The organism is Sphingobacterium faecium (assembly GCF_003054045.1).
GTDB classification, from domain to species: Bacteria; Bacteroidota; Bacteroidia; order Sphingobacteriales; family Sphingobacteriaceae; genus Sphingobacterium; species Sphingobacterium faecium.
The window spans coordinates 45,424-69,507 of record NZ_QBKH01000011.1 but is presented as its reverse complement, the minus strand read 5'-3'; the positions used below and the strand labels follow the sequence as shown (position 1 = coordinate 69,507).

At 34.7% G+C, this 24,084-nt stretch carries 20 protein-coding genes and 1 pseudogene; 10 read left to right on the top strand and 11 right to left on the bottom strand.

All coding sequences use genetic code 11. The annotated features are described in order from the left end of the window. Window positions 1–885: a hypothetical protein gene (locus C8N37_RS21675; RefSeq protein WP_108160866.1), complete on the top strand. Its 885-nt coding sequence runs from the start codon at window positions 1–3 to the stop codon at window positions 883–885. A gap of 202 nt (window positions 886–1,087) precedes the next feature. Next, window positions 1,088–2,272: pseudogene (locus C8N37_RS21670) on the top strand (IS256 family transposase). A gap of 47 nt (window positions 2,273–2,319) precedes the next feature. Here C8N37_RS21670 and C8N37_RS21665 read toward each other — a convergent pair. From C8N37_RS21665 to C8N37_RS21650, 4 genes are all read right to left on the bottom strand, one after another. Beyond that, a complete protein-coding gene (locus C8N37_RS21665) occupies window positions 2,320–2,889 on the bottom strand; it encodes a 3'-5' exonuclease (RefSeq protein WP_108160865.1) in 570 nt (189 codons plus the stop codon). Between the two features lie 214 nt (window positions 2,890–3,103). Then, the gene (gene drt3b / locus C8N37_RS21660; RefSeq protein ID WP_108160864.1) at window positions 3,104–5,293 is read right to left on the bottom strand and encodes an antiviral reverse transcriptase Drt3b; all 2,190 of its coding nucleotides are present in this window, start codon (window positions 5,291–5,293) and stop codon (window positions 3,104–3,106) included. Further along, complete coding sequence (drt3a, locus tag C8N37_RS21655; RefSeq protein WP_108160863.1) at window positions 5,293–6,798, bottom strand: antiviral reverse transcriptase Drt3a; 1,506 nt, start codon at window positions 6,796–6,798, stop codon at window positions 5,293–5,295. Before drt3a ends, drt3b begins: the two co-directional genes overlap by 1 nt. A 32-nt stretch (window positions 6,799–6,830) precedes the next feature. After that, window positions 6,831–7,826, bottom strand: coding sequence for an ion channel (locus tag C8N37_RS21650; protein ID WP_108160862.1), 996 nt, complete (start codon window positions 7,824–7,826; stop codon window positions 6,831–6,833). Between the two features lie 691 nt (window positions 7,827–8,517). Here C8N37_RS21650 and C8N37_RS21645 point away from each other — a divergent pair. From C8N37_RS21645 to C8N37_RS21625, 4 genes are all read left to right on the top strand, one after another. Beyond that, window positions 8,518–8,751, top strand: a complete 234-nt coding sequence (locus C8N37_RS21645; RefSeq protein WP_108160861.1) for a hypothetical protein — start codon at window positions 8,518–8,520, stop codon at window positions 8,749–8,751. Between the two features lie 30 nt (window positions 8,752–8,781). Further along, the gene (locus C8N37_RS21640; RefSeq protein WP_045752350.1) at window positions 8,782–9,021 is read left to right on the top strand and encodes a hypothetical protein; all 240 of its coding nucleotides are present in this window, start codon (window positions 8,782–8,784) and stop codon (window positions 9,019–9,021) included. A gap of 528 nt (window positions 9,022–9,549) precedes the next feature. Further along, the gene (locus C8N37_RS23135; RefSeq protein ID WP_244914501.1) at window positions 9,550–9,771 is read left to right on the top strand and encodes a GNAT family N-acetyltransferase; all 222 of its coding nucleotides are present in this window, start codon (window positions 9,550–9,552) and stop codon (window positions 9,769–9,771) included. Window positions 9,772–10,233: 462 nt separating this feature from the next. Continuing rightward, window positions 10,234–10,413, top strand: a complete 180-nt coding sequence (locus C8N37_RS21625) for a CPCC family cysteine-rich protein (protein WP_066852668.1) — start codon at window positions 10,234–10,236, stop codon at window positions 10,411–10,413. Window positions 10,414–10,496: 83 nt separating this feature from the next. Here the strand turns inward: C8N37_RS21625 and C8N37_RS21620 are convergent, their stop codons facing one another. From C8N37_RS21620 to C8N37_RS21605, 4 genes are all read right to left on the bottom strand, one after another. Continuing rightward, window positions 10,497–11,666, bottom strand: a complete 1,170-nt coding sequence (locus C8N37_RS21620) for an IS4 family transposase (protein WP_108160860.1) — start codon at window positions 11,664–11,666, stop codon at window positions 10,497–10,499. 354 nt (window positions 11,667–12,020) lie between these two features. Further along, window positions 12,021–12,368 (bottom strand): energy transducer TonB, encoded by a 348-nt coding sequence (locus C8N37_RS21615; protein WP_108160859.1) that lies wholly within the window; start codon window positions 12,366–12,368, stop codon window positions 12,021–12,023. Between the two features lie 70 nt (window positions 12,369–12,438). Further along, window positions 12,439–13,656 (bottom strand): hypothetical protein, encoded by a 1,218-nt coding sequence (locus C8N37_RS22995; RefSeq protein WP_211322319.1) that lies wholly within the window; start codon window positions 13,654–13,656, stop codon window positions 12,439–12,441. 30 nt (window positions 13,657–13,686) lie between these two features. Beyond that, window positions 13,687–14,229 (bottom strand): hypothetical protein, encoded by a 543-nt coding sequence (locus tag C8N37_RS21605; RefSeq protein WP_108160858.1) that lies wholly within the window; start codon window positions 14,227–14,229, stop codon window positions 13,687–13,689. 580 nt (window positions 14,230–14,809) lie between these two features. On the opposite strand from C8N37_RS21605, the gene C8N37_RS21600 reads away from it, so the two are divergent. From C8N37_RS21600 to C8N37_RS21585, 4 genes are all read left to right on the top strand, one after another. After that, entirely contained in the window at window positions 14,810–15,493 is a 684-nt protein-coding gene (locus C8N37_RS21600; protein WP_108160857.1) for a hypothetical protein, read from the top strand. Between the two features lie 138 nt (window positions 15,494–15,631). Then, window positions 15,632–18,934, top strand: a complete 3,303-nt coding sequence (locus tag C8N37_RS21595) for a SusC/RagA family TonB-linked outer membrane protein (protein WP_108160856.1) — start codon at window positions 15,632–15,634, stop codon at window positions 18,932–18,934. 11 nt (window positions 18,935–18,945) lie between these two features. Then, entirely contained in the window at window positions 18,946–20,301 is a 1,356-nt protein-coding gene (locus tag C8N37_RS21590; protein WP_108160855.1) for a RagB/SusD family nutrient uptake outer membrane protein, read from the top strand. 1 nt (window position 20,302) lies between these two features. After that, entirely contained in the window at window positions 20,303–21,775 is a 1,473-nt protein-coding gene (locus C8N37_RS21585) for a TlpA family protein disulfide reductase (RefSeq protein WP_170114577.1), read from the top strand. 37 nt (window positions 21,776–21,812) lie between these two features. On the opposite strand, the gene C8N37_RS21580 is transcribed toward C8N37_RS21585, so the two are convergent. From C8N37_RS21580 to C8N37_RS21570, 3 genes are all read right to left on the bottom strand, one after another. Then, on the bottom strand, window positions 21,813–22,154 hold the full coding sequence (locus C8N37_RS21580) for a hypothetical protein (RefSeq protein ID WP_108160853.1): 342 nt from the start codon (window positions 22,152–22,154) through the stop codon (window positions 21,813–21,815). Continuing rightward, on the bottom strand, window positions 22,151–22,672 hold the full coding sequence (locus C8N37_RS21575; RefSeq protein WP_108160852.1) for a MauE/DoxX family redox-associated membrane protein: 522 nt from the start codon (window positions 22,670–22,672) through the stop codon (window positions 22,151–22,153). Before C8N37_RS21575 ends, C8N37_RS21580 begins: the two co-directional genes overlap by 4 nt. Window positions 22,673–23,009: 337 nt before the next feature. Beyond that, window positions 23,010–23,579, bottom strand: a complete 570-nt coding sequence (locus C8N37_RS21570) for a cyclic nucleotide-binding domain-containing protein (protein ID WP_108160851.1) — start codon at window positions 23,577–23,579, stop codon at window positions 23,010–23,012. Between the last annotated feature and the right edge of the window lie 505 nt (window positions 23,580–24,084).

Sequence of the window (24,084 nt, the reverse complement as noted above, 5' to 3'; positions counted from 1 at the left end):
ATGTCATATTTTAATAAGAGGAAATCCACAGGAGTATTCCTTCCTTCTGTTAAAGGGTTTAGTGAGTATAAAGGAGAAATAGGTGATGGGTCAATAAGTGGTATTACCAATATACTTGGTTATCATGGTGATCAACTGTATTCTATCTTTCCTTCTGATAAAGTAAAACCAAAAATATGGGCAATAGAGGTTGAAGTTTTTACTCGCAATATAGCTTTTGTAGTCGCGGATACAAGTGTTACTTATTTGACTCAAAAGGATATTAATAAGCATATGAAGGATTTTTCAGTTGCTAAAGAATTTAATGCGCTTAATATAAACGATATATTGAGTACAGCATTAGAGAATAGTAGCTTTACAACGGAATTTCTATCGAAAGTTTTAAACTTGTCAGGTGTTTCTAGAAATGGAATGTTCTATTCAGAAAAGATTAAAACATATCTTTATTTCACGAATGGTATCTTAACGAATTTTCAAGTAGATGATGGATTGATGCCGTACGCAAGATACTTGCAAGAAGTCAACAGCATAATCTATGGTCGAATTTCTGAGCTAGCATATAAATATTGGCCAAAGGATGATTTTAAGGCAAAAAGAGAAATAAATATTCATTGCGAGGCGTGGAGTAGAATTCCTGATGCGTTTAGAAACAAGTTTACGGATCTCCATCGTACTGAAAATGGGGGGACAAACCTACATATGTTATTGGTGTGTCATTATGGTCAGGATATAAACTTTCTACAGTTTCAGGAAATCAATATTGGGAGATTTCAGATTGAACAAAATGACGCAACCGAAGATATTGTGGCCATTAAGATGGGGAATTTTCGATATTACTTTGATAAAGTGACTGAAAGGCTGCTGTCTTTTGATCAACTAATTTAAAGAGTTGTTTTTTAGCAGACAATCAACTATTTTTCAACTTTAGCTAATATAATGGAGACTGTAACGTGAACTGTGTCAACGGAATAATTATTCAAACGACATGGTCATGAAAGAAAAGACCCCATTTGATTTTTCATTCGTATTTGTTTTTTAATTGTATTCAAGAGGGCTTCGTCGTTTTGAACGCTTCAAAGGGGAAGCTATGCAAGGTCTTTATAACGGAAAGAGTTTATCTCCCAATGATGGCGTTCTGGCGCCCTTAATGAAGCACTTACTGGAGTCGATGATGGATAGCGAGCTGGAAAGTCACCTTCAGGAAGATAAAGCTTCCGGGAACTCCAATCGTCGGAATGGCAAGACCAAAAAGACTGTTCGAGGTCTTAATACAGGTACATTTGAACTTGAATCTGGACGGGATAGATCTGGTACATTTTAGCCCAAGGTAGTTCCCAAACGTCAGCTTAATATAACAGAACAGCTGGAAGGTCATGTGCTGAGCATGTATGCCAAAGGTATGAGCACACGTGCAATAAGTGATTTTATCCGTGAGATGTATGCTATGGAGATTTCTGCAACTGAAATATCCCGTATTACAGAAAGCGTCATGCCTGCTGTTAACGAGTGGCGAAGTCGTCCGCTAGAGGCCGTCTATCCCTTTGTTTTCCTGGACTGCATGCATTATAAAGTCCGTCAGAACGGTACGGTTGAGTCCCGGGCCATTTATAATATCCTGGGCATAGGCATGGATGGTCGCAAAGAACTGATAGGGCTATATAGTTCGGAAAACAAAGGAGCAAAATTCTGGTTATCCGTACTCACCGATCTAAAGCAACGCGGTGTAGAGGACATCCTGATAGCCTGTATTGATGGACTGAAGGGCTTTCCTGAAGCTATAGAAGCTATTTTTCCAAAAACAAAAGTTCAGTTATGCATTGTTCATCAGATTAGATCAAGCATGCGCTACGTTACAGAAAAGGACAAAAAGGCTGTTATTGAAGATTTAAAGCCCATTTATAAAGCTGTCAACGAAGAAATGGGATATGAAAAACTACTGGTCTTTGAAGAGAAATGGGGCAAGAAATACCCCATAGCCGCTAAGTCATGGCTCGATAACTGGATCAACCTCTCTACTTTTTTTGAGTATGATGAGCAGGTCCGGAAGACTATCTATACCACTAATCCTATTGAAGGAATGCACCGTCAGATCCGAAAAATAACGAAGTCTAAAGGTGCATTCAGTTCTGAGCAGGCTCTTATGAAGCTGATGTTTCTGATAATAAAGGACATCTCTAAAAAGTGGACAATGCCAGTGCATAACTGGGGCTTGACCATATCCCAACTTTACATTAAATTTGGGGATAGGCTCAAACTGGATAGAGGCTTTTAGATTTTGGTTAATTATCCAATGACACAGTTTGAGTTACACTCCCGTACTTACAGAATACCCATTTGACGAAGTTTCCAAAAACATTTCGCCGTTGCCTCCACGTCAATATAAGCATCATGAGCATTTAACAAATCTGAATTAAATAATTTTTGATAAAGTTCAGAAAGCTTTGGTTTTTTAAAACCATATGGTGTTGGGATTTGACAAAAATCTTTTGTTGAATTCATGGTGCAGAACTTTCTTTTGTATTCAAGCGGTTGGCCCATATTTTGTCTCAGGAACTCTGCACCTAATATCTTTTCATCAAAAGAAATGTTATGTGCTACTAGCGTACTTGATTTTTCAACTAGTTCATTAAATAGAATTAGACTCTCTTTTAAATCTTTACCCTCTTTTAAAGCTCTCTGAGTTGTAATGCCGTGTATGTTGGATGACTCGGTTGGTATAGAAAAGCCTTCTGGTTTAATAATAAAATTACCTTGTATTATTTTATTACCTTGTTGGTCATACTGAATATAAGCTAACTGTACCATACGCGGCCAGTTTTTTAAATCTGTTATTGGAGCCGACCAACTTTTTGGAAGCCCTGTTGTCTCAGTGTCAAAAAATAAGTACATATCTTAAAGTAAAAAAAGGCGAGTGCTCTACGCTCGCCTCATAAAAGTAATAATTACCCTTTAGGAGATTGTGTGTGTTGGTTGCCTCAATATCTCTACAATTCTTATCTAATCTAACAAATTTCAATTTAATGAAATTTATTATCTCATCAATTTCATGTAAAGCCTAACCAATAATTCAGGGCTTTTAGATTTCTCCAAGTATCTTATATAGTTAATAAACTTCGTGACCTCGTTTAGTATTAAGCTCTTTTTCAAAGTTAGGGTTTTTCCAGTCAAAAAAGTACATATTTTTAAAATTAGCAATGCCTTCAATAAAAGCTTTTTTATCATTTCTTAATGTACTAGAATTGAAGAAATCTGCACTGTTTAAGGATTTTAGTCTAAACACCTCTAAATCAGAATCATTATAACCAAAATTAGGGTTAGTTAAAACTTCAAACAACAGAAAGGTATGTTCAGAGTTTTTTCTATCAAACCATTTAAGTACTTCTAAGATTTTGTTTTGCAATCTTGTTATTGTTGTTGTAAACTCTGTTCTTCTTTCAATAAAATTCAACAGAAATGTTATAGTGAAGTAATTATTGCTTTTATCTAATTGATCAATAAAGAAATGTTTGTTAAGTATTTCTTCACTAACACAGTATTCATTGCCTAAGTTTTTAATAATAGGTAGTAGATATAATGTCTCTATTTCAGAAAAATTATTAATTACTTTTTTTTGGAGGATGGTGAGAATTCCATCAAAAATTCTTTTAAAGACATCATGTTTAGCGTCAAAGTCATAATTAATTAACATGTGACTGTCCTTTATAAGGATACCTTTGCTTTTAAGATTGCCGATTGTACTTTCTGCATTTTTGATAAAACTTATAATTGTGATTAATATTTGACTTAGTTTGATAGCATATGATACTCTAGGTAATACGGTGTATATAAAAAAAGAAAGTTCAATGATCTCACCTAATTTTTTCTTTAGGCTTTTATGTCGTTTTTTTAGTTCTTTAGATAAATCAGAGTATTTGAGCTTTAATTCGTCGTTAGAACTATCATTAAGCAAATCTTTATACAGTTTTATTAATCTATTTTGATCAATCGAAATTTCTTTAAACAATTTGCGTAAGTTACGGAAGATGCTTGCTAAAAAATAATTTTGTAGATCTTTATAGCTTGTTTTTGTGGTTTTTAAAATGCTTTTATAGTTTGTAATAATATCTTTGGCAAGATAGTGCTTCCTTATTTGTGGTTTTTCATCACTAAATAAGAAGATTGCTGATTCGTTTAAAAGTTTTTTTATTTCTTCTTTAGCAATGGTGATCTCTGTGATGATTGGCTTAGTATACTCTATAGTCTTAGATTCATTGAAATAGAGATTGTATTTCTGTAATTCTTTTTTAAACGAATCTATTATTAAATCTTTATTAATAGGCTCATTTGTATAAATGAAATAATCGTCAACATACCTAGCTATTTCAAAGTCTTCTCCATTTTTTAGATTTGCTTTTTCCAGTATTTTTTCGACGTTCTGATCCACTTTCTGTAGAATAATTTCTGCAAATATTCTTGATAGCTCTGGGCCAATTATAATTCCGTTTGTTTCGTTGTAATTATGTTTTTGCATTAGCACATCGAAATGATGGCCAAATGTGCTTTTACCCTTTGAGTGTAAATTGTCCTTTGATGCTTTTTTGTTAATTGTTGCCCATACTATTGAATGCGTATAAATACTATCAAAACATCTTGAGATGTCAAACTTCAATAAGTGACTGAATTTTTTCTCAGCTTTTTGAAAGTCATAAGATTCATAGTATCTATATATGTTACTATGTTTTTCATAGGAAAAATAAGTTTTAAGACTTCTATATTCTTTTTTATTCAATTCAATAAATTCCTCAGCTTTTCCTTTTTGAGATTTGATGGTATTTTTAAAATATCTTAAAGAAGCTATTCTGTGGGGTTTACGAAGAGAAAAATTGGAGCGTGATGTGTAATAAAGAATTGTAGAATTATATTTTTTATAAAAGTTTATAACTTCAAGCTGGTTGATAGGGTGCATCACAAATAATTTCCTGTAGTCAGTGTCTTTATGCGATATTTTGAAGTCAAAAGGTATTGTCTCATTTTGTTTTGCAGATATATTAAAATATTGATGCTTGTCATCTGGCCTTCCTGATCTTAAAGAGCAATTTTTATTGTCAAAACCAAATAAAATTTTTATTATGTTTAAAACTTCTTTAGGACTGTCGCGTTTAAATTTTAACTTATTTTCATCAATATGAATGTCATATTCAACCACAAAATCGTAGAATTTTCTATTGCTAAAAAATGGCGGGACTTCATACGGTAGTATATCTGATAAAAGAACTCTAGCGTCTTTGTAACCAATTGTTTTCTTATATTTCATTATTTCCAGATCGATGTAATCTCTTTTATTCCAAATTTTAAAACTCCATAGTTTTTTTTGTTGTGTATGTCAGCTCTGTTTGCATTGTATTGGTAATACCTTTTATTGCCAAAGCTATGTTTGATTAGTTCTTTCTTCTTGTAATAATCCTTAAATGAAAATTGTTTTAGGATTTCCTTTTCAGCTGATGATAGGCCAGTTCTGCTTATATAATAATTAAGGCTATTATCTATTTTTTTTAATTGAGCTTCTGAAGAAACAAATGGGTAGGAATAATATAATCCTACATATACATTAGACTTGTTGTTACTTAGACGAGTATTATTTACAAGATATGCTAATCTTGATTTTAATAATTTTAGAGATCTAGAAGGGTTATGTCCTTTCTTTTTATTGTAATGTTCAAATACAATTTTAATTTTATTTTTATATTCAAGCACTTTATGATCTGATATATCTACAAAACTGGTGTAGGTATCTTTTTTCTTGTCATCTACATTTTCAGTTACCCTTTTGAATCCTATTACATAACCAAGATAATTGATAGCTTTTTTATAATTAATATTATTAGTAACAGGAGAAGTAGTTGAATCAATGGAGATAGCCACAATAGGTGATATGTCATTTTGTAAATCATAGGAAGCCGTTTTTTCGGAATGAAGTTCTAAATGGTTTCCTGAATTGTTTTGTACTATTTCACGTATATTTTCTATGTAATGATTTATATCTGTTTTTTTTCCACTATTAGGGGTGAAGATTGCTATAATATCATCGACATATCTTGCATAGTATACTAAATCATCTATTTTTTTTATCTCGGAATCAATTGATTTCATGTATATTTCAGATAGATAGGCACTTATACCAATTCCACGAGGGAGTCCAAGTTCAGAGTTGTCCGTAAGAGTAGAGTTGAAGCTATTTAGAATTCTTTTTATGCCACGCTTAGTATTAATTGTAATTAAGTGATCGGTATCAAGTTTTTCAAGTAACTGTGGTTGAGGAATACTTTCATAGAATTTCTTTATATCGGTCCTAATGACGATTTTTGGAAAATTATCAGAAACAAAGTGTATGATAGATTTTAAAATATGGTACCGAGATTGTTGTTTTACTTTGTAAGTATCCCTTAAATTTTGTTGCAAAATTTTGGAATAGAAATAGCTTTCAACAGATACCCCTAGGGTATAGCAAGTCATGGATTTAATTATTTTTACACCAACACTAGGGGTATATGATTTAATATTTATTGATATTTGCTCAAAAATGTCGTTAAGAACTTCTTCTCTTAACACTTTTCGACTATTTAACGTATCAATTAATTCATTCCTTGCAGAAACATTTGTTGCGTATTTAATTCTTTTTCTTATATCTTTCATTTCGGCGGTCAATGCCAATGAAGCACTGAATGTTGATTCAAATAACTTTTCTATATTGGTGCCTCTTTTGTTTTCAGCATCAAATACAGCCTCGATGTTTTGTGGTGAAAATGATTGATCTATCATGTCTTTATTGTATAGTCCTTGGTTAGGTGATTTTAATTTTTATTTATCTGTTCAATACATTTTATCAAAAATCTTTTAGAAATACCTAGTTCTTTGGCAATTTCTTTAAGGTCTTTTTTTGGATCAAAATTATCACTTTTATATTTATTTATATTATCTATTAGTTCATCTGTAATTTCTGTTCTATATGTATTAGTCTGTTTTTGAATTGAGGTAGAAGATGCTTTTCTCTCAAGAATCAGCTCCTTAAGAACATTTGTTGCTTTGTCATTGTCTTTATAGAACTGCTTCATGCTTTTGCCAATTTCAGATATAGAGTTGACGATTCTCCTGTGTGAAGAAATAATACCTTGATTGACACCAAAGGTTTTTATAATAATCAGCGATTGCTTTTGTGTTTTTTCTAAAGAAATATACAACCTTTTTAAGGTTGAATGATTTCCATATTTTGTTAACTCCCCCTCTAAAGACTGCACTGTTAAATACTTCCTTATGACAGATATTAGATCATATAAATTCTTCGATGTATCTAATAGACGCTTGTTATCATGTGCATTATACCAACGTTTTGTTTCTTCAATTGATGCGTTGACATCATTGATTAGCTCAATTATTTTTTGATGATTAATGCTGGCATAAATAAGTGTTAATTTACTTGACTGTCTTTCTGAAGAAATTTTACCAATAAAGATTGCTGCAAGAAACATTCCAGTTGAAACTTCAATTATTGCAAGAAATTTACTAAGACCTTCTGGGAGAACATCTCCGTAGCCTAAAGTTGTAAATGTAACAGCACTGAAATAGAGGCAATTTGTAAAGCTGGGTGGATTTATACTTATACCATTTCCTTCAAAATATGTGTCCAAAATAAAGTAAAACGCAGCAAATATTAATATCGTAGCTAACATGCAAAACAATATCGACCAATATGAAAGTTTATCAATCAAACCTCCAAGATTTGTATTTATTTTGGGTTTTAATTTTTTTTCCCTTTTTTGTGAATTAGAAGATTTATATTTTATTGGCATGTATTTAAATAATTGTTATCACTACATTTACTTTATTTTTATCAAAATAAATTTTAAACTCTTTTATGATGAATATTTTTGCTTTTCATCAACAATTTCTTTTAACTGAATTTCGATCATATTTTTTAATAAATTCTTTGATTTCAGATGTTACAATTTTACTATTCTTGAAATCTTTGAAGATTCTTATGATTTTAATTTTTTTAATACATCTGAGATATAGTATATGTAAATAAAAAAAAATTAAAAGTTATAATTCCAATTTAGCTTATCACTTGTTAATAATTGCTTCTCCTAAGATATGCAGACCTTTTATGAAAAACAAGCTTTGTTGTTGATTTTAACTTTGTATTTTTTAATATTCTGTTAATTTTCGGAAATATTGAAAAAAATATTTGCAGGAAACCGTATCTCAGTTTTATAAAGTGCAGATATTCAATTAAAACCAACAAAACTAAAAATTATAGCAAATTAAAACTAATATATTTAGTTTTATTATTTATCTTTGGATATTGAATAAGGATGGACACGATATAAGATAACCGGTTGCTCAACATTCTTGCGTGTTCATCCTGTTCAATATTGAATCAAAGCAGGGGAGGGTTACTGAGAATGCGCTCTATAGTAACGTGAGCGGATACAAAAGTGTAACCCTGTTGGAAAAAGGTGAAAACGATAAATACTAATTGCGATGAATGTACCATTGACAATCGGGATCTTGAAGGACTTAAAGCCTAAGGGATACAATATCCTGAAGTCTGACAATAGTGTGGATCATGTTATACAGCATTTTGTCCCGACAAAAGTAAACGACCTGTGGGCGTTTATGAGTGAATTTAAGGAAGAGTCTGCAACAGTAGTGATTGAGCAGATCCTTGATGTACCAGAGGAAGTGTTAGAAGGGAAACTCTTAAGAGTTTTGTGATTGATCTTTTAATTTTAAAAAACTATACAGATGAATTTAAAACAAATACACCAAGAATATATACTAAATCATCCTACAGTTGTCAAAACTGCAAAAAGCAGAGCACAGCTAACTTTTAGACAGATTGCAGGTATCCGAGAGTCCGCTTTTAGTATCTCCCAGTTATTTACCATAGTTGATGGGGAAGAGATTATTAGACAAGGTTTTGCTCGATGGCCAGATGTTATAGTAGGAGAGTTGGCGTTGTTTAAGAGACGATTTGTTGTTTAATGTATCGTAATGGGAGAGTTTTCTTCGAATTGTAGAAGCTTTGCATGTGGAGAACATTGATCCCAACATTGAGAAATTGATTAATCAAAGTAATGGAGGTTTATGTCTATGCACTTTATCTTAAGTAAATTCATATGGAAATGTAAACCATGGGAAAGAAGATGCAGCATACAAATTTAAGGAAATAGACATTGCTATATGCACAGCTCTGAAAACAATAAAGTCGTCAAGAAGGTTCAATGTTAATCACATTGGCTTTTTTCTTAAATTAGATGTTGATAAAGCAATTTTACCAATTCATAATGGATATGTTTATAGAAGCGGAACGACTAATTTTATTAGAGTTAGAATATAGACCAAGGTGATTTGTTTGAAATGGATTCTGATCCAGAAGTTCATTTATATATTGAAAACAGTCCTGTTAAATCTATTGACGAAATAACGAAAGTAATTGAAATGCTAAAAAAGCAATATGCTGAAAATGGGATTGCTCGTTAGGCAGTTGTTGAAAAAGTAACTAACGAATGTATGGGATGGGATGGATTAAAATATTTCAGAGAACCTTTAAATAATCACGTTAATTTCTACGAGGTTGGTTATAGATTTAAAAGAAAACATTGGGGCAAAGGTTTTGCTACCGAAGCATCAGTCGCAATACCGGATTATGGATTTACAAGCCTTAATGGTGATAAAATTTATGCAATAACAGACCCAAAAAATGTGAATTCAAAGAAGGTTTTATTAAAGTAGGCTTTGACTTGCAAGAAACTTTTGACTATGAATGCGACCTCACAGATTGGTTTGCATTGACGAGAACAAGTTGGGAGAATGAAAGTTAAATCTCTAGTAAATATTTTGGTAGCTTTAATAAAGTATACCAGCGAAGTCCGAGGTCGTGTAGTTTCTAATTTTAATTTAAGATAAATGGATATATCAGTATTCTCAGAAAAGAAGCAAAATTTGATAGATGTAATAAACTGTGCATTAAATAAGACCGACATAATCGACCAGGAAAGGGAATCTCTTAATGCACTTCTGGATGTAGTAAATCAATATACATATAAAAATAGATTGCAAAAAAAAGGATTCTTGTCGCATTTTATTATTGATAGTTTGGATGTTGGGTATTCGTATGGAGAAAATTTTATAAAATTTGACAATGAAATAAGTTGAATTTTTGCTAATATTACTATTTAAATCAAGTTTCAAAATATGGAAATTAAGCAAAATAGATTTGGGAGATACCAATGCCCTTGTTGTGGCTATTTTACTTTTATTGATAAGCCAATTAATACTTTTCAAGATTGTCCTGTTTGCGTATGGGAAGTCGATGGTATTCAAAATGAAGATCCATTTTATGAAGGTGGGGCAAATCAGTACTGTCTTAAATAAATTTTAGCGTATAAAAAATCTATCCTTATCTTCAAATAATTTAGATTTAGCTGTTTTTAAAAAAAGTAACCCTACCTTTTCGATTAAAAGAGGACAAACTGTCCCTTTTTATTAGGAGATCTTGCTGAAATGAACGAATCATTGGCCCATTTCCATAGGTCTATTTTTACAAAAATATTTAATCGTATAAAGTTGACCAGATTCGATAGATTCCAATCGTATTTAGCCTTCTTTTGGATATACTTGAAGAGTAATATTCCGATCAATGCGGTCCATATTTGTTTAAACACCGCATTTTGGGATGTGCCTACAAAACTGGTGACCTTTAGTCTTTGTTTTAGATTTTTGAAGAATGTTTCAATCTCCCACCGTTCCTTGTAAAGAGATGCTACTGTCTTGGGTTTCCAACTAAAATTGTTTGTTAAGAACTCATACACTACGTTTTTAGTGCTGTCCAAAACACGAACCTGGCGTATCTTCTTTCCTCCATACCCTACAATTGGTAATCCAACTAGCTCAATGGTCTGATCTTCAATTATTCCACCTTCCATTAGAGCCTCACTCTTAATTGTTTTGATCACAGTGTACTTCATGTTGGATTTGCTTCTGGTAACAAAGAAACAGCCGGTGCTGTCCAAAATGTTCATCCAGGCGTAATCTACATATCCCCGATCTACCACAAGAACACATCCTTGAGGAAAAGAGAAGGTTTTGGCTACTTTGGATTCATGTTGTTTACCATCTGTAATATGCACGAAAGTAGGCATACAGCCATCATAATCCAATATCGTATGAAGTTTAACCGCTCCTTTTGCACTTCGGAACTTCGCCCAATCAAATGCACTCAGGCATAAAGGAATGATCGTGGCGTCCATCAACAGAATCTTACTCTTCAATCTCCGCAGCTCAGCTCGCCTGTGAGGATCCCTGTTCCAGAGCAGATCTAAAAGACCATAATAAAGATCCCTGAAAAGACTATGGTCACGATGCGAGTTCATATAGGATAGGTTAGATTTGCTTGGCGTCCTGGAAAGACCCATATAACTCATATTGCCCGTAGTACTGCGAAGCCCATTGGAAATATCCCGAACAGAATCGGCCGAGGATAACTGGCAAAATAGCATGCTAACAAAGTGGGTCCAGCTGTTTATACCCTTGTGATGTGTGTCGGACTGGTATTTCTGAACCAATCTGTTGAAAATGTCACGGTCAACTAGACCTAGAATTTGAGAAAATACGTTTATATTTACCATGGCGGTGCATGATTTTTAGAGAAATAAATATAGCAATCTATGCTATACAAATTCACCGCCTTTTTTTATTTATTTAGGACGCTACTGATATCATAAATAAAATAATTAACGAAATAGCTGTTATGATTGATATAATGAAAAAAAAAATAAAAGCCCATATCATAAATTTCCCAAATGAGCACAAAAAAATCTCACAGATAGGTTTTTAAAATTTTAGTTTTTTTTCAACTCATTAGCGTCCTTTAGATTTGCTATTATTAAAAGGCTCACATTACTAATAAAAGACGTAACTATTCAGGTTTTTAGTTTTTGGCAATAGTTGTGAATAGAAAATTATTATATTTGTTTCAAATCTCATTTTTTAGGTAATGTTAGAAGAATTGGTAATGTATATGAGATGGCCCTTTTTTCACCATTAATTTCCGCAACTTTCCAATTTTTTGCTTCATAAAGTTTTTTTATGATGTCTTCATCAATACCGTAGCCCATACTGTCTTTAACTGTAATATCTTTTAATCTCCCGTCGACATCTACAGTAAACCGATACTTTCCCAAAAGTTTCTTTTTGCCAACTTCTTTTCGGGTCGGGAGTTTAATTGTTCTTGTGATATCCGATGCGAAGTTTGAAGTATTGTTTGACTGTGCTACCCCATCAAATGATAGTACAAGAAAAGTTATTAGTATTGCCAATTGTTTTATCATGAATTTTTAATTTTAAACGTATTTTCCAGTATTTTTTTTCTAAAACTTGTAATTGAAACTTTCCTTATAATTATTGTTTTACATTCCCTATCAGCCCTATACATTCCTCTCTGATAGACCATAGTTCGTCAAGAGAGTAGGGGATTTTGTAATCTTCAATCCATTGAGCGAGGTATTCGCGATGATACTGTACTTTGAAATCGGTTATTTGATCTGCTTGTATTTCGATTTCTTTAAGTATATCCAGCTCAAATTTAGTTTCGTTTATCCCGATTCCTGTAAAATCCATGATGTAGTTAGATACACGTAAATAGTTATGAGCTTCCGGAATGTACGGTAAATCGTGCTCTTGCAGTAACTCTTTAATAGCAGGTGTGTTATTACCACCCATTTTGAATAATCCCAGTATGAGTTTTAGCCCATGTTTTCCATTTTCATCAGCTAATCTTTTCAATAGCGCGTGCTTTGTACTGCAAGTGCCACACAGATCTTTAAATAGTGCTAATTCATTTTCCTTATCGTGATTGCGACGATATGGCAGATTGCTAACCCAGTTACTCGCTTCTTGAAATGTATTGATACCTGCACTTAAGAATGTTTTCGAAATCAAACCATTTGACGATAAGATTTCGAAATTAAAGGGTTTAAAATACAATCGTCTTGAGAACTGATTCGTCCTTCGATCGAATAAGATTGGCTCACCAGATTTTTTATTAAGATAGTAACGGATATTTTTGATCAGATATCGTGGATGAAAATCCGGACCAAACTCTACAGACTCTCTATACTTATTTAATATATCCAATGCAGTCCTTGCAGAATTGAAATAACCTTCAGCTACTAATTTCTTGAAATACTCCTGAACAGCATCATATGTGCTGAGGAACGACGAGGTCGGTAATTCAATTTCTTTATCTTCCTCAATAATTTTCAGAGCTCTAAGTGGTTTAATTTCATCGTTTGCAATGACAATTTCCCACTGCATTTTCTTCCGTTCAACTATACTGAAAGTGACATCTAACTTGTAATAATCTATTGGATTGCAGGGAGGATTATAACGTTCTAGTCTAAATAACTTTGCCAGAACTAGACTATCTTCTGCATCTATTAAAGTTTTTTTTAACGGATTTTCGGCATCACGGATTAAGAAATTATTCTTACCAATCATAAATGAACATTCAAAAGCAGAATATCCCTTCTCAGTTCTGATTTTATGAAAAAACATTACCTTATCAAATGAAAATGCAGGAAAGGTAGTATAAACGATTTTTTTTCTCTTTGCGGCCATAATTAATCGATAAACAAAGATAATGATTTTTTATGGTCTTTTGAAAAGAGCTTCGTCGTCACTCTTCCTTAATAAAGTTCCTTTTTTAACCGTAGCTTCAATGATTGCTGTAAAATCTTTTGCTTCCCAATTCTTTTCAGCTTTTGAACCACAATGATGAGCAATTTCTTTCGCAGAATGCCATTCATCAAAAAAGGAGTCTTTTTCCTCAGCTAATAATATATAAAGAACATCAGTCTGTTTAAGTTCTGTTGGTTTAATTTTAATAACGATTTTCTCAACCATTTTTTCCTCAAAATCTATTGGAGGATAGAAATCATTAATATCGTAAGACGTGTTTAAGCTTTTTTCTTTGGACTTAATTGTAAATGCTTTAGCAAGTTTGTTTAAATGCTCGTCGTGATATTTGGCAGGATTCAAGTTACTTTCTATCGCTCCTAAAATATTTCCATCATCACTGAGTTCTAATATTTTTTGAATATCTCTAGTAGTTAGATCAAGGGAGATTCTAATTACTTTGATTTTATTAATGATGTACAGTGCTATTGAGCTAATTAAAACTGGTTTTTTCACAATAGCAATTTCGGGGCTTAATTGATTATAAAATGTATTAGATAAAATTTGGATTGCATTAATAATCTGATTATATTTGAATTGTAAATGATTTTATAATTATTTATGGCATTGAATTAAAAGAGTCTCGACTACATACTCTGACAATTAATCATGACGAGACGGTAGATTTAATGCCCAAGTAGATATTTTATGTACCTTTGGTGCATGCTATAGCTCTTGGGCTTCTATCGTGTATCGTTTCGTGAGGGGTCAGAGCCTTGTAGTGCGATGGATAGGGCCCAAAGTTATAGTTCCTTTTCATTTCGCGACTCTCAAATTATAACCATCAATTTGTGAGTATGTACCAAAGAAAACAAACCACCAAAAACATCATCAAGCCGGCAGGTTGATCTGCTGCGCAAAGTCACTATGCTGACTATCCATTCAAAATGCAATCATGTACAGCATATTATAACCATTGATGAAGACCTTTTAATTGCATTTTTTCCAGTTTATTTTTTAACCATTGTCGGTTGAAAAGGTTGCTTATTGCCTGAATTTTAGCTCCTGATTCAACTTCAATGTAAACCATTAAACAATGCAAAAAACTTGTGTTAGGGAGAGCTATGCGCTGTCCCCAGGGAGAGAACTGTCTTCGTTTTTTATCGAAAATCGTGTTCCAATAACCAAAGAACCCATTATGACAACACCAATACCAAAACAGAAATCTAAAAAGCCTACGCCCGTCAGGTCCAGAGGTCGCGTACCTCATGTGCCTCTATCTATTGTAGTGCAAAGACCAGAGGACCGATACTATTCGATACTGGTTCCCGCAGTGGAAAAGACCGATCCCTATATCAGTATAGTGCGTGATGCGCGCAAAGATGTACTTCGGATCACGATGGTCTGCGTATCGATCTATGAAGGGTACCTATTTGCCTTGGGGCTGCCATCCAACTTTCCAAAAGAACAGATTATCGTGTTTGGACAAGACCGAGCCAGGTATATCCCTTGCCGATCTTGTGAGTACGGAGAAAAGCTGATCTACCATTATGAACTCACCGTACCTACCGATACAGCCATTGAAGAGTATCAGCAACGGATCTGTAACGATCTCAATGATCATTTTCAGTTGGATGTCAAAGTGGAGCAGCTTTCCATTGTCACAGATAGCAGACCGATCTCTACTGAAAATGGCGAGTCGGTAGAACTGATCTGGGAAGATCAGACCACCGTGATTATGAGAACCAGAAGAGACCATATAGGAAAGCTCGTCTATTAAAAGATCCTAGCTGAAGTATTAAAAATAAATTTTCTACCCGTGAATCTCAATTCTGCCGAGGGATACAACTGACATGATACAAGTAAACCCTCGGCATGAAATGGGGATGGTGGAACTATACCCAAAAAATTAACAACAATGAATACAGATGATAGATATAAAATAAAGCTTTGGGGATACCTCAAAAAGCTATTTAAATCCAAGGGGGATAGCATCTTGCTGATTGGCAAGATGTTATTTTTCACTTTGATGTCTAACGCTTTTATGCTGAGTACTTACGCTCAGACACCCCGCAAGGACAGCGGGGTGAATGGGCAGGTAAAATATGAGCTAACTGGTGTAGTTGTGTCCTCCATCGATGGCACATCACTGCAAGGAGTATCTGTTCGCATCGATGCCGACAACTTACAGATCAAAACTTCCCAAGATGGAAGGTTTCAATTGACGATCAGTAATAAAAGTGGAAAGATCAGATTCTCTTCCATCGGTTTTAAAAGCCAAGAACTCAATTATACCGCAGGAGTATCAATGACTGTTAAATTGATACCTGAAGATAATAAACTCGAAGAAGTAAACGTGGTATCTACCGGATATCAGAAGATACCGAAAGAACGTGCAACAGGGAGTTTTGCTCAAGCAGATATGAATTATTACAATACGCGTCCCGCATCTACTGTTTTATCTAGATTGAAAGGACTTGTTAGTGGACTTCGCTTTAACAATGAAAAAGATATTTCTATAAGGGGGCAGAGCACAATATTTGCAAATGACCAACCTTTGATTGTTGTTGATGGATTTGCTTATAGTGGAGATATTAATATGCTCAATCCTGAAGATATCCTTTCTGTCGATGTACTCAAAGATGCGGCGGCTGCAAGTATATGGGGGGCTAGAGCAGGAAATGGTGTTATTGTAATATCAACTAAAAAGGGTGTTATTGGTCAACCTCCTGTAATTTCTTTTAATACTCGCATATCTATTTCATCAGTTCCTAATTTAAAATATGCTCCCAATTATATGTATGCAAAGACGTACCTCTCTGCAGAAAAATTACTTTTTGATAGTGGACGGTATAATTCTGCTTTCGATGATACACAGAACTATCCGGTAATATCTCCCTATGTGCAACTACTTTATCAGGGACAAATGGCTGAAGCTGAACGTCTAAAAGAAACATTAACTGGTTACGATGTGAGAAAAGAAATATCATCTACCTTCTATAGAAACAAACTCCTCCAAAACTATGACCTTAATATCAGCGGAGGTTATGATAAAGGGCAATATTTCACGTCGATAGGTTATAACAAGGATCTACAAACTTTAAATCACAACCACGGAAATCGGTTGACAATCAATATGTCAAATACCTTTTCAATTTCCGATCGTATTAAATGGACGTTGGGATTGAATTATATCAAATCAAAAAATGAATTAGATAATACGGTTTCAGAAGTTTTAAGTGGCAGTAGCTTTTATCCATATTCCCGCTTTCGGGACACTGAAGGAAATGAAGTGCCTTACTATCCTTTGTTTAGTAGCACCTGGATTGATGAGTTGGCTCCCCAAAAGAGTTTTTTGGACTGGAATTATTGGCCCATACAAGAATTGGGTCGTACAAAAAATGAGACTACAGCACATGATATTCGTGCTTATACATCGCTCAATCTGAAATTGCTGAAAGGACTTACTGCCGATATCAGCAGTCAGATGCAACAGAGCTTTTCTAATAATAATATTGTGGCTCCGCAAGAATCTTTCCTAGCCCGCAATATGACCAATCAGTATGCACAAATACTGGATGGAAAGGTGGTGGGTTTTAATATTCCGATTGGAGGTATTGCAAATTTTTCAAAAGCACAGGTACGCTCAGCTAATCTCAGAGGGCAGTTAAATTATAATTTAGTTGGTAATGAATGGCGTCTTGATGCGTTATTAGGAACAGAGATCTCACAGACAAACCGTGCTTCGGACTATTTTAGGCTGTATGGCTACGATGCCGAAATATTAACTGCTCAACCTGTAGATTACCGATCGTATTTTACTCTTAATCCTTATGGCACTACTGCAGCGATTCCAAATTATAGTGGTCAGGGAAAGGGAATTTCTCGCTTTGTATCTTCCTTTTTTAATGGATCTTTTGCTTTTCGAGAACGCTATATTTTTTCACTCAGTGGTCGGGTAGACGGTTCAAATTATTTTGGAGTCAATGCAAACCAAAAGATGGTTCCACTTTGGTCTGTAGGTTCAAAATGGCGAGTATCGAAAGAATCTTTTTTCCAAAATGGAATATTTGACCAGTTTGATTTGAGAGCAACTTATGGCTATAGTGGTAATCTTGCATCTAATTTAACTGGTGTTACCACTTTACAATATCGAAGTAATGCGGGTTTTACAGGACTTCCTTATGCAACAATGGTCAATCTGGGAAATCCTGATCTCCGATGGGAGCGTATCGGTCAGGCTAATTTTGCTATAGATTTTCGTTTAGCAAACAAATGGCTGGAAGGAAGTCTGGAATATTATCTGAAAAATGGTAAAGATATGATTGGTGATAAACCATTTGCTCCCAGCAGTGGTGTATCCAATATGAGGGGTAACTATAGTACCATTTCTGGTGAGGGGTTGGATGTAAAATTAACCGCACATCTTGTTAATAGGAAGTCTTTGAGTGTGCGATCTGATTTTTACTTCAGCTACACTTATGATCAAGTAAAAGCATATGACATAGGTCGCACTTCTGTCATGTATTACACGGCGAATGACAACATCCCCCGTGTAGGATATCCTGTGCATAGTCTATACAGTTTCGAATGGGCGGGGCTTGACCCAGCTAATGGTGGCCCACGTATCAGGGATGTCGCAGGAAATATAAGTGGCGATTATAATGAGCTACTCAATAATCTACAGGCGGAGAACCTGATTTACGGAGGAATGACTCGCGCCAAGTATTTCGGTAGTTGGGTGAATCGGGTCCAGCTAAAAAATATTGAAGTAGGAGCGAGCATACTTTATAAATTGGGATATGTATTTCGTAAGCCGAGTTTATCTTATGCAGAGCTGACAAGTTCTAGTAAACTTACTGGACATGCTGAATTTGCAGATCGTTGGCAAGTGGTAGGTGACGACTTGAAAACAGATGTTCCCAGTTTTACTTATCCCGGAAACCAAAATCGAGATAATATCTATCAGTACAGCACGGTCAATGTGGGCAATGCTGCTCATTTTCGCCTGCAAGATGTATATGTTTCATACAAGCTTCAGCCTGACATAGGGGGGAGAAAGACACTTCTTCGATTACTTTGTCAGGTTGAGAATTTAGGCTTACTGTGGAAAGCGAATAGATGGGGCTATGATCCGGATTACATCTCTGGAAATGCCAGTACTTTGAGTACTTACCCGGCGCCGATGCAAATGACAATTGGTGTCTCTTTAACCTATTAAATATAGATGATATGAAAATAATATATGCTATAACAGCAGTCCTTTTATGCACAACAATAAGTTGTTCGAGTTCATGGCTCGAGGTAAAACCAGATCAGTCATTGGTTGTGCCTACGAGTGTTAAAGACCTTCAGGCTTGGTTAGACAATGTTTCTGAATTCAATCGATCTAGTTCTTTTGGAAACATGGAAGTTACAGCAGACAACCTATATCTTACTGATGCTACATACAATGCACTGAGTACAGTTGCGGCACGCAACATCTATTCATGGGCAAAAGGTGGAAATGATTTTTATGAAGGACAAGGAAGTGCCAGCTGGCACGATGCTTACGAGAAATTACTGCAGATAAATATCATAAACGAGGGAGTTAACAAGGTCAATAGAATGACTGATCCCGAAGGTTGGGATAATGTAAAAGGTAGCGCGTTATTCTATCGTGCATTTTACCATAATGCGCTATTATCTGAATTCTGTCAAGCGTACAGTGAGAATGATCTTTTAGGTATTCCGATCAAAAGTTCTGGAAATGTCAATGATAAAATGGTCCGTAGCTCAGTGAAGGCTAGTTATGATCACGTCGTCAACGATTTAAAAGATGCGGAGTCATTGTTGCCGGTCACAGCAATTAATAAAATGAGACCATCAAGAATGGCGGTATGGGCTATGCTCTCGAGGGTCTATCTTCTTATGTCGGATTATAGTAGCGCTCTACATTATGCGAAGCTTTGTTTATCCAATAATGATGTATTGCTGGATTATAATAAATTAAATACGGCGGCTTCATTTCCATTTGACCGTTTTAATGCTGAGGTGATATTTTCGGTGTATATCGCAAATCCAGCAGTGCTGTCTCAGACTAATCACGTGATCGATAGTACACTTTATCGTTCTTATGCCGAAAATGATCTTCGTAAGCAGTTATTCTTTCGTCTAAATGCTGGATTACCTCGTTTTAAAGGTGGATACTTTGGCGTCGCAAATTGTTTTGCAGGATTAGCTTTAGATGAGGTATATCTCAATGCAATTGAATGTTTGATACGGACCGAGCAATTGAATGATGCAATGATTTTGTTTAACAAATTCATGTCAACGCGTTGGAAGGTAGGTCAATATAGCGAAGTTGTTTTTAAAGATCTAAATAATGCATTATCACTTGTTCTGGAAGAAAGGCGTAAATCTCTATTGTTCCGATGTTTACGTCTGTCCGATATCAAGCGGCTTAATAAAACTTTGCAGCAGCAAGTTTTTATGAAAAGGAAAATCAACGGCGTGGAGATTACTTTAATGCCTAATGATCCTAAGTATGCTCTTCCAATTCCGCAAAAAGAGTTATTGATTAATGAAATGCCCCAAAACCCAAGATAATATGCGAAAAAAGATAATAATTTTATTTATAATACTTTGTCGCACTTTATTACTTGAAGCACAGAACAAATCAAATTTTACGATTCAATTGAAAGGATTTGATTCATACGACAAGGCAGTGGTTACTGTGCAGCATCTGGATGAACATGCCGATGTATTAAAAAATGAAACAGAACTGATTAATGGAAATATTTTTCCACTTGAGGGCGGAGTGGGAACCATCAAACTGGACCAAGTACCTAATAATTTTATATTAACCGTTAATTTATATTCGAGAGGAACTAGATATGGTTTAATTGCAAATTGGTTTGTGAATAATACCGACAGTATTGTTATTGAGGATAATGATTCAAAGCGTAATTTTGATCGTATTTCCATTAACGGACGTGGGTCGGCCCTATATGAATTGCAATATAAACTAGATGGAATAGTTGGAAATAGAATTACTTATCCAAACTATCCAACAACACTTGATTATTTTACCAGTGATTTTGCTCGATCATTTGGTTATGATCGAGCTGTTGATATGAATATTGAAGTTGGAAGGTTGATTAATGAAACTGGTTTCGATAGTAATTGTAAAAAATGGATGCTCACCAATATGTTTTATAAAATATATACTGCTTATTTTTTGAAGCCATTAATACTTTCTTTTGTATCAAATGATCTAGAGCGAACAAGAGCGATTAAAGATGTTTTCAATCAATTTAAATCTAATTATGTGAATGGTGCAGTTCTGGGAAACATGAAGCTATCGACAGACTATATGCTTTTTTATTTACTTTATTCAAAATTAGAGGCAACATTTTCAGAGGAGAACAAAGTAGAATATCAGTTACATAAGTTGCAAACTGACTTTAAAGGCGAATCTTTAGAAAAAATGGCTTATGCTTATCTATCCAGGACATTTTATCAAGTAAAAGGAGCTGACAGATTGAATATTTTGAATTGGATGATTTCAATAACAAAGTCACCGATGAGGTTGGCTAAGTTGGAAGAAATGAGGGCAATTGGGGCGGGGATGCCTTTTCCAGATTTTGAATTAACAGATTTAAAAGGTAAACAGTGGACAAAAAATGATCTATTGGGTAAAGTAGTTTTCTTTGATTTTTATTATACAGGTTGTGGAAATTGTGTTACTTATTTTAAAAACAAGGTTTCAAAAGCTGAAGAACATTTTAGGAAAAATGAAGATGTTGTTTTTGTGAGTGTAAGTATCGATAAAAATTTCGAAGTTTGGAGGAGGTCGGTCGAATCTGAAAAATATAATTCTGAACATAGTTTGAAACTATATACCAACGGAGAAGGTAATAATCATGTTCTTATAAAAAACCTTAGAATAAATGGGTATCCTTTTCCAATTTTGATGGGAAAGAATGGTCTTATTGAGACTTCGGATAATGTCAATTTAGGAATAGCTAGTTCCAGTGCCGAAACACTGATAAAAACCATAGAGAAAAGTTTGATTCATTAATACAAAAGCCGGAAGTATTATTTCCGGCTTTTGCAACCTAGTTCATAGGTTCTTGATATTCGCCTTTTTCTGCACTATTGGGGACTATAGTGGCTGTCGAAGGTGGCGCTTGACCGACTACAGGATTTGCAGTACCAAGATTCCATTCTGCAGAACAATCTTTTTCCTGATTTTCCTGACATAACAGGTTTTCCTCATCTTGATAAATGAAATCAGCAGGATTAGTTGAAGGAATTCCGGTTTTATTATAAAAACGATGAACCCCCGCTAACTTTTTATCAGCTTTTGGTTTTTGTGTAAATGATTGCGTCATTGCCGCACCGCCTAATACAGCTACTCCAAGTAGCACTTTTGTGAAATTTTTTAATGAGGTTTTCATACCTTTAGTTTTAATTGTTTATAATTTTTGTTTTTTTTTAGGGCGTAGATTCCGGCGATAAACCAGACCACATTAAAGATAATGTGTGTTTTCCAGCCCATGGATTCGATCACACCTCCGCAATTACAGAGTTTTTTTTCAACAAAAGCGACCATTAAGGTCATATAAAGTGCGAATATGCCCATCAAAAAAGTAGATGCATGTAGGGCAAAACGCTTTATCTTGTTTACCGGGACAATCAATAATACAGCCAGCAGGATTTCCAAGATGGGAATGCCCCAGCCGATCAGTTCAGCATATTTACCTAAATAGGGGATCTTGCTGTTTCCCCGAATAAATTCAGCGATAATTTGCAGCTTCGCAATTCCTGTATAGAAATATAAAAAAGCATAGCCATAAATAATCAAAGTAGGTATGCGAGGTTTGATCCAATGTGCACTCCGACGGATTAAACTACCGTTTTTTGTGGATGTTGCCGGGTGTATCTTGTTGCCCTTGTTGTTGATGATATGTTCCATGTTTTTGCGTTGTGAATGTTTCTTCTATCCATGCAACGGAATAGTCAACTGCCGTCAACTGATTTCCTGTTTGCGGGTCTCACCCGCATATGGGGAAGGGCGCAAATTTTTTCTTGTACTGTTTCATAAATTTGTTTTTTAGTGAGCAGATCGGAAAAAATGATACTTTCACGGTTTCTTTCTTCTTTTAAGTTGGATGGTAATGATCTCTTTCATCCGACCTGCTATTACAAATTTCAACAGCATTTTTTGTTATATTTTGGGAATTTGGACACTATGTTTTGGGTTTTTATGCCCAAATTATTGGGCATAAAAACCCAAATTATTGGGAAAATGCCTATTCTCTTTCGCGTATAAGTCGACGAAGCAACTCTTCACTGATCCCCATAAACTGGGCTAATTCTTTATGTTTTATAAATTCGCGTATATCCGGATATTTGTCAAAGACAAAATCATACTTATCAGGATTGGGCAATGAGAGCAACTTTGCCCGATAATCCAGATACTGTTGCTGTTTGTCCATCAGGCTGGCGTAGATCGGGAAAAGCTTTGGGTTTTTCGCATTTATCATATATAACTCTTTCCGTGTGGTCATGAAGGTCCTGCAGTCACTGAGTGCGATAAACTGATAGTCATGCCTGTGGTAGGGTATCATCAGCGATTCGCCATTAATGGCATACCTTACCGGACAGGTCTTTTCATACTTTCCAAATAAACCCTCGGCTATAAGATAGAGCTCTCCCCAGTTGTTGGTCAGGTACTCGCCCTTAACAAAGCGGATCTCCTCTAATGCATCCGTTAGTTCAGGTATGGCAGATACCCATTCTGCATGGATGTCTATTAAAAAACTGGCTAAAATCTCTTCCTTACTTTTCTTCATAATTAAGTATTGGCTGGTACTGAGCATAAAATAGACCTACAATTTATTAAACGATGTTTGCAAAATCAATTCTTGGGAAATAAAGGCATATGTAGGGACGAATCACCTTGATAGAGGGATGAATCCAAACATTTAGCGAGGGTATTTGGATGAAATGTCGTTTTATCCCTCGATAAAGCAATATTTCCCAATTATTTTTTATTTAGAAAGCAACTTTCATATTTGTTCTGCTGGCCAGCAAAAAGGAGAAATAACTGCCTCATTAAGGCAACGGGATTGACCTGACCCGGATGGTTATAGGTCGTAAACGAAATAGACGATTATGGAAATCGAAATTCAAAAAATCGAGCCGGTAGTCTTTGAAGGAAGTTCAATCTTTGAGCTTTTTACTGAAGATACTCCACTAATTGATTTAGGTAACGGCAAGTGCTGGCCTTCTTCATTTTAGTTAGGAGAAATGCTTTTCCCGAACCAGAGAGAAGCTGCCTTCTCTCTGGTTCTTTGAATGATGCTATCCATATGCTGTAAACGA

Excerpts from the sequence above, each read along its gene's own strand:
- C8N37_RS21650 (WP_108160862.1), bottom strand. The coding sequence starts at position 7,826 with ATGCCAATAAAATATAAATCTTCTAATTCACAAAAAAGGGAAAAAAAA.
- drt3b (WP_108160864.1), bottom strand. The coding sequence starts at position 5,293 with ATGAAATATAAGAAAACAATTGGTTACAAAGACGCTAGAGTTCTTTTA.
- C8N37_RS23135 (WP_244914501.1), top strand. The coding sequence starts at position 9,550 with ATGGGATGGGATGGATTAAAATATTTCAGAGAACCTTTAAATAATCAC.
- C8N37_RS21575 (WP_108160852.1), bottom strand. The coding sequence starts at position 22,672 with ATGGAACATATCATCAACAACAAGGGCAACAAGATACACCCGGCAACA.
- drt3a (WP_108160863.1), bottom strand. The coding sequence starts at position 6,798 with ATGATAGATCAATCATTTTCACCACAAAACATCGAGGCTGTATTTGAT.
- C8N37_RS21675 (WP_108160866.1), top strand. The coding sequence starts at position 1 with ATGTCATATTTTAATAAGAGGAAATCCACAGGAGTATTCCTTCCTTCT.
- C8N37_RS21645 (WP_108160861.1), top strand. The coding sequence starts at position 8,518 with ATGAATGTACCATTGACAATCGGGATCTTGAAGGACTTAAAGCCTAAG.
- C8N37_RS21615 (WP_108160859.1), bottom strand. The coding sequence starts at position 12,368 with ATGATAAAACAATTGGCAATACTAATAACTTTTCTTGTACTATCATTT.
- C8N37_RS21585 (WP_170114577.1), top strand. The coding sequence starts at position 20,303 with ATGCGAAAAAAGATAATAATTTTATTTATAATACTTTGTCGCACTTTA.
- C8N37_RS21590 (WP_108160855.1), top strand. The coding sequence starts at position 18,946 with ATGAAAATAATATATGCTATAACAGCAGTCCTTTTATGCACAACAATA.
- C8N37_RS21665 (WP_108160865.1), bottom strand. The coding sequence starts at position 2,889 with ATGTACTTATTTTTTGACACTGAGACAACAGGGCTTCCAAAAAGTTGG.
- C8N37_RS21580 (WP_108160853.1), bottom strand. The coding sequence starts at position 22,154 with ATGAAAACCTCATTAAAAAATTTCACAAAAGTGCTACTTGGAGTAGCT.
- C8N37_RS21620 (WP_108160860.1), bottom strand. The coding sequence starts at position 11,666 with ATGGTAAATATAAACGTATTTTCTCAAATTCTAGGTCTAGTTGACCGT.
- C8N37_RS21600 (WP_108160857.1), top strand. The coding sequence starts at position 14,810 with ATGCAAAAAACTTGTGTTAGGGAGAGCTATGCGCTGTCCCCAGGGAGA.
- C8N37_RS21570 (WP_108160851.1), bottom strand. The coding sequence starts at position 23,579 with ATGCTCAGTACCAGCCAATACTTAATTATGAAGAAAAGTAAGGAAGAG.
- C8N37_RS21640 (WP_045752350.1), top strand. The coding sequence starts at position 8,782 with ATGAATTTAAAACAAATACACCAAGAATATATACTAAATCATCCTACA.
- C8N37_RS22995 (WP_211322319.1), bottom strand. The coding sequence starts at position 13,656 with ATGGCCGCAAAGAGAAAAAAAATCGTTTATACTACCTTTCCTGCATTT.
- C8N37_RS21625 (WP_066852668.1), top strand. The coding sequence starts at position 10,234 with ATGGAAATTAAGCAAAATAGATTTGGGAGATACCAATGCCCTTGTTGT.
- C8N37_RS21595 (WP_108160856.1), top strand. The coding sequence starts at position 15,632 with ATGAATACAGATGATAGATATAAAATAAAGCTTTGGGGATACCTCAAA.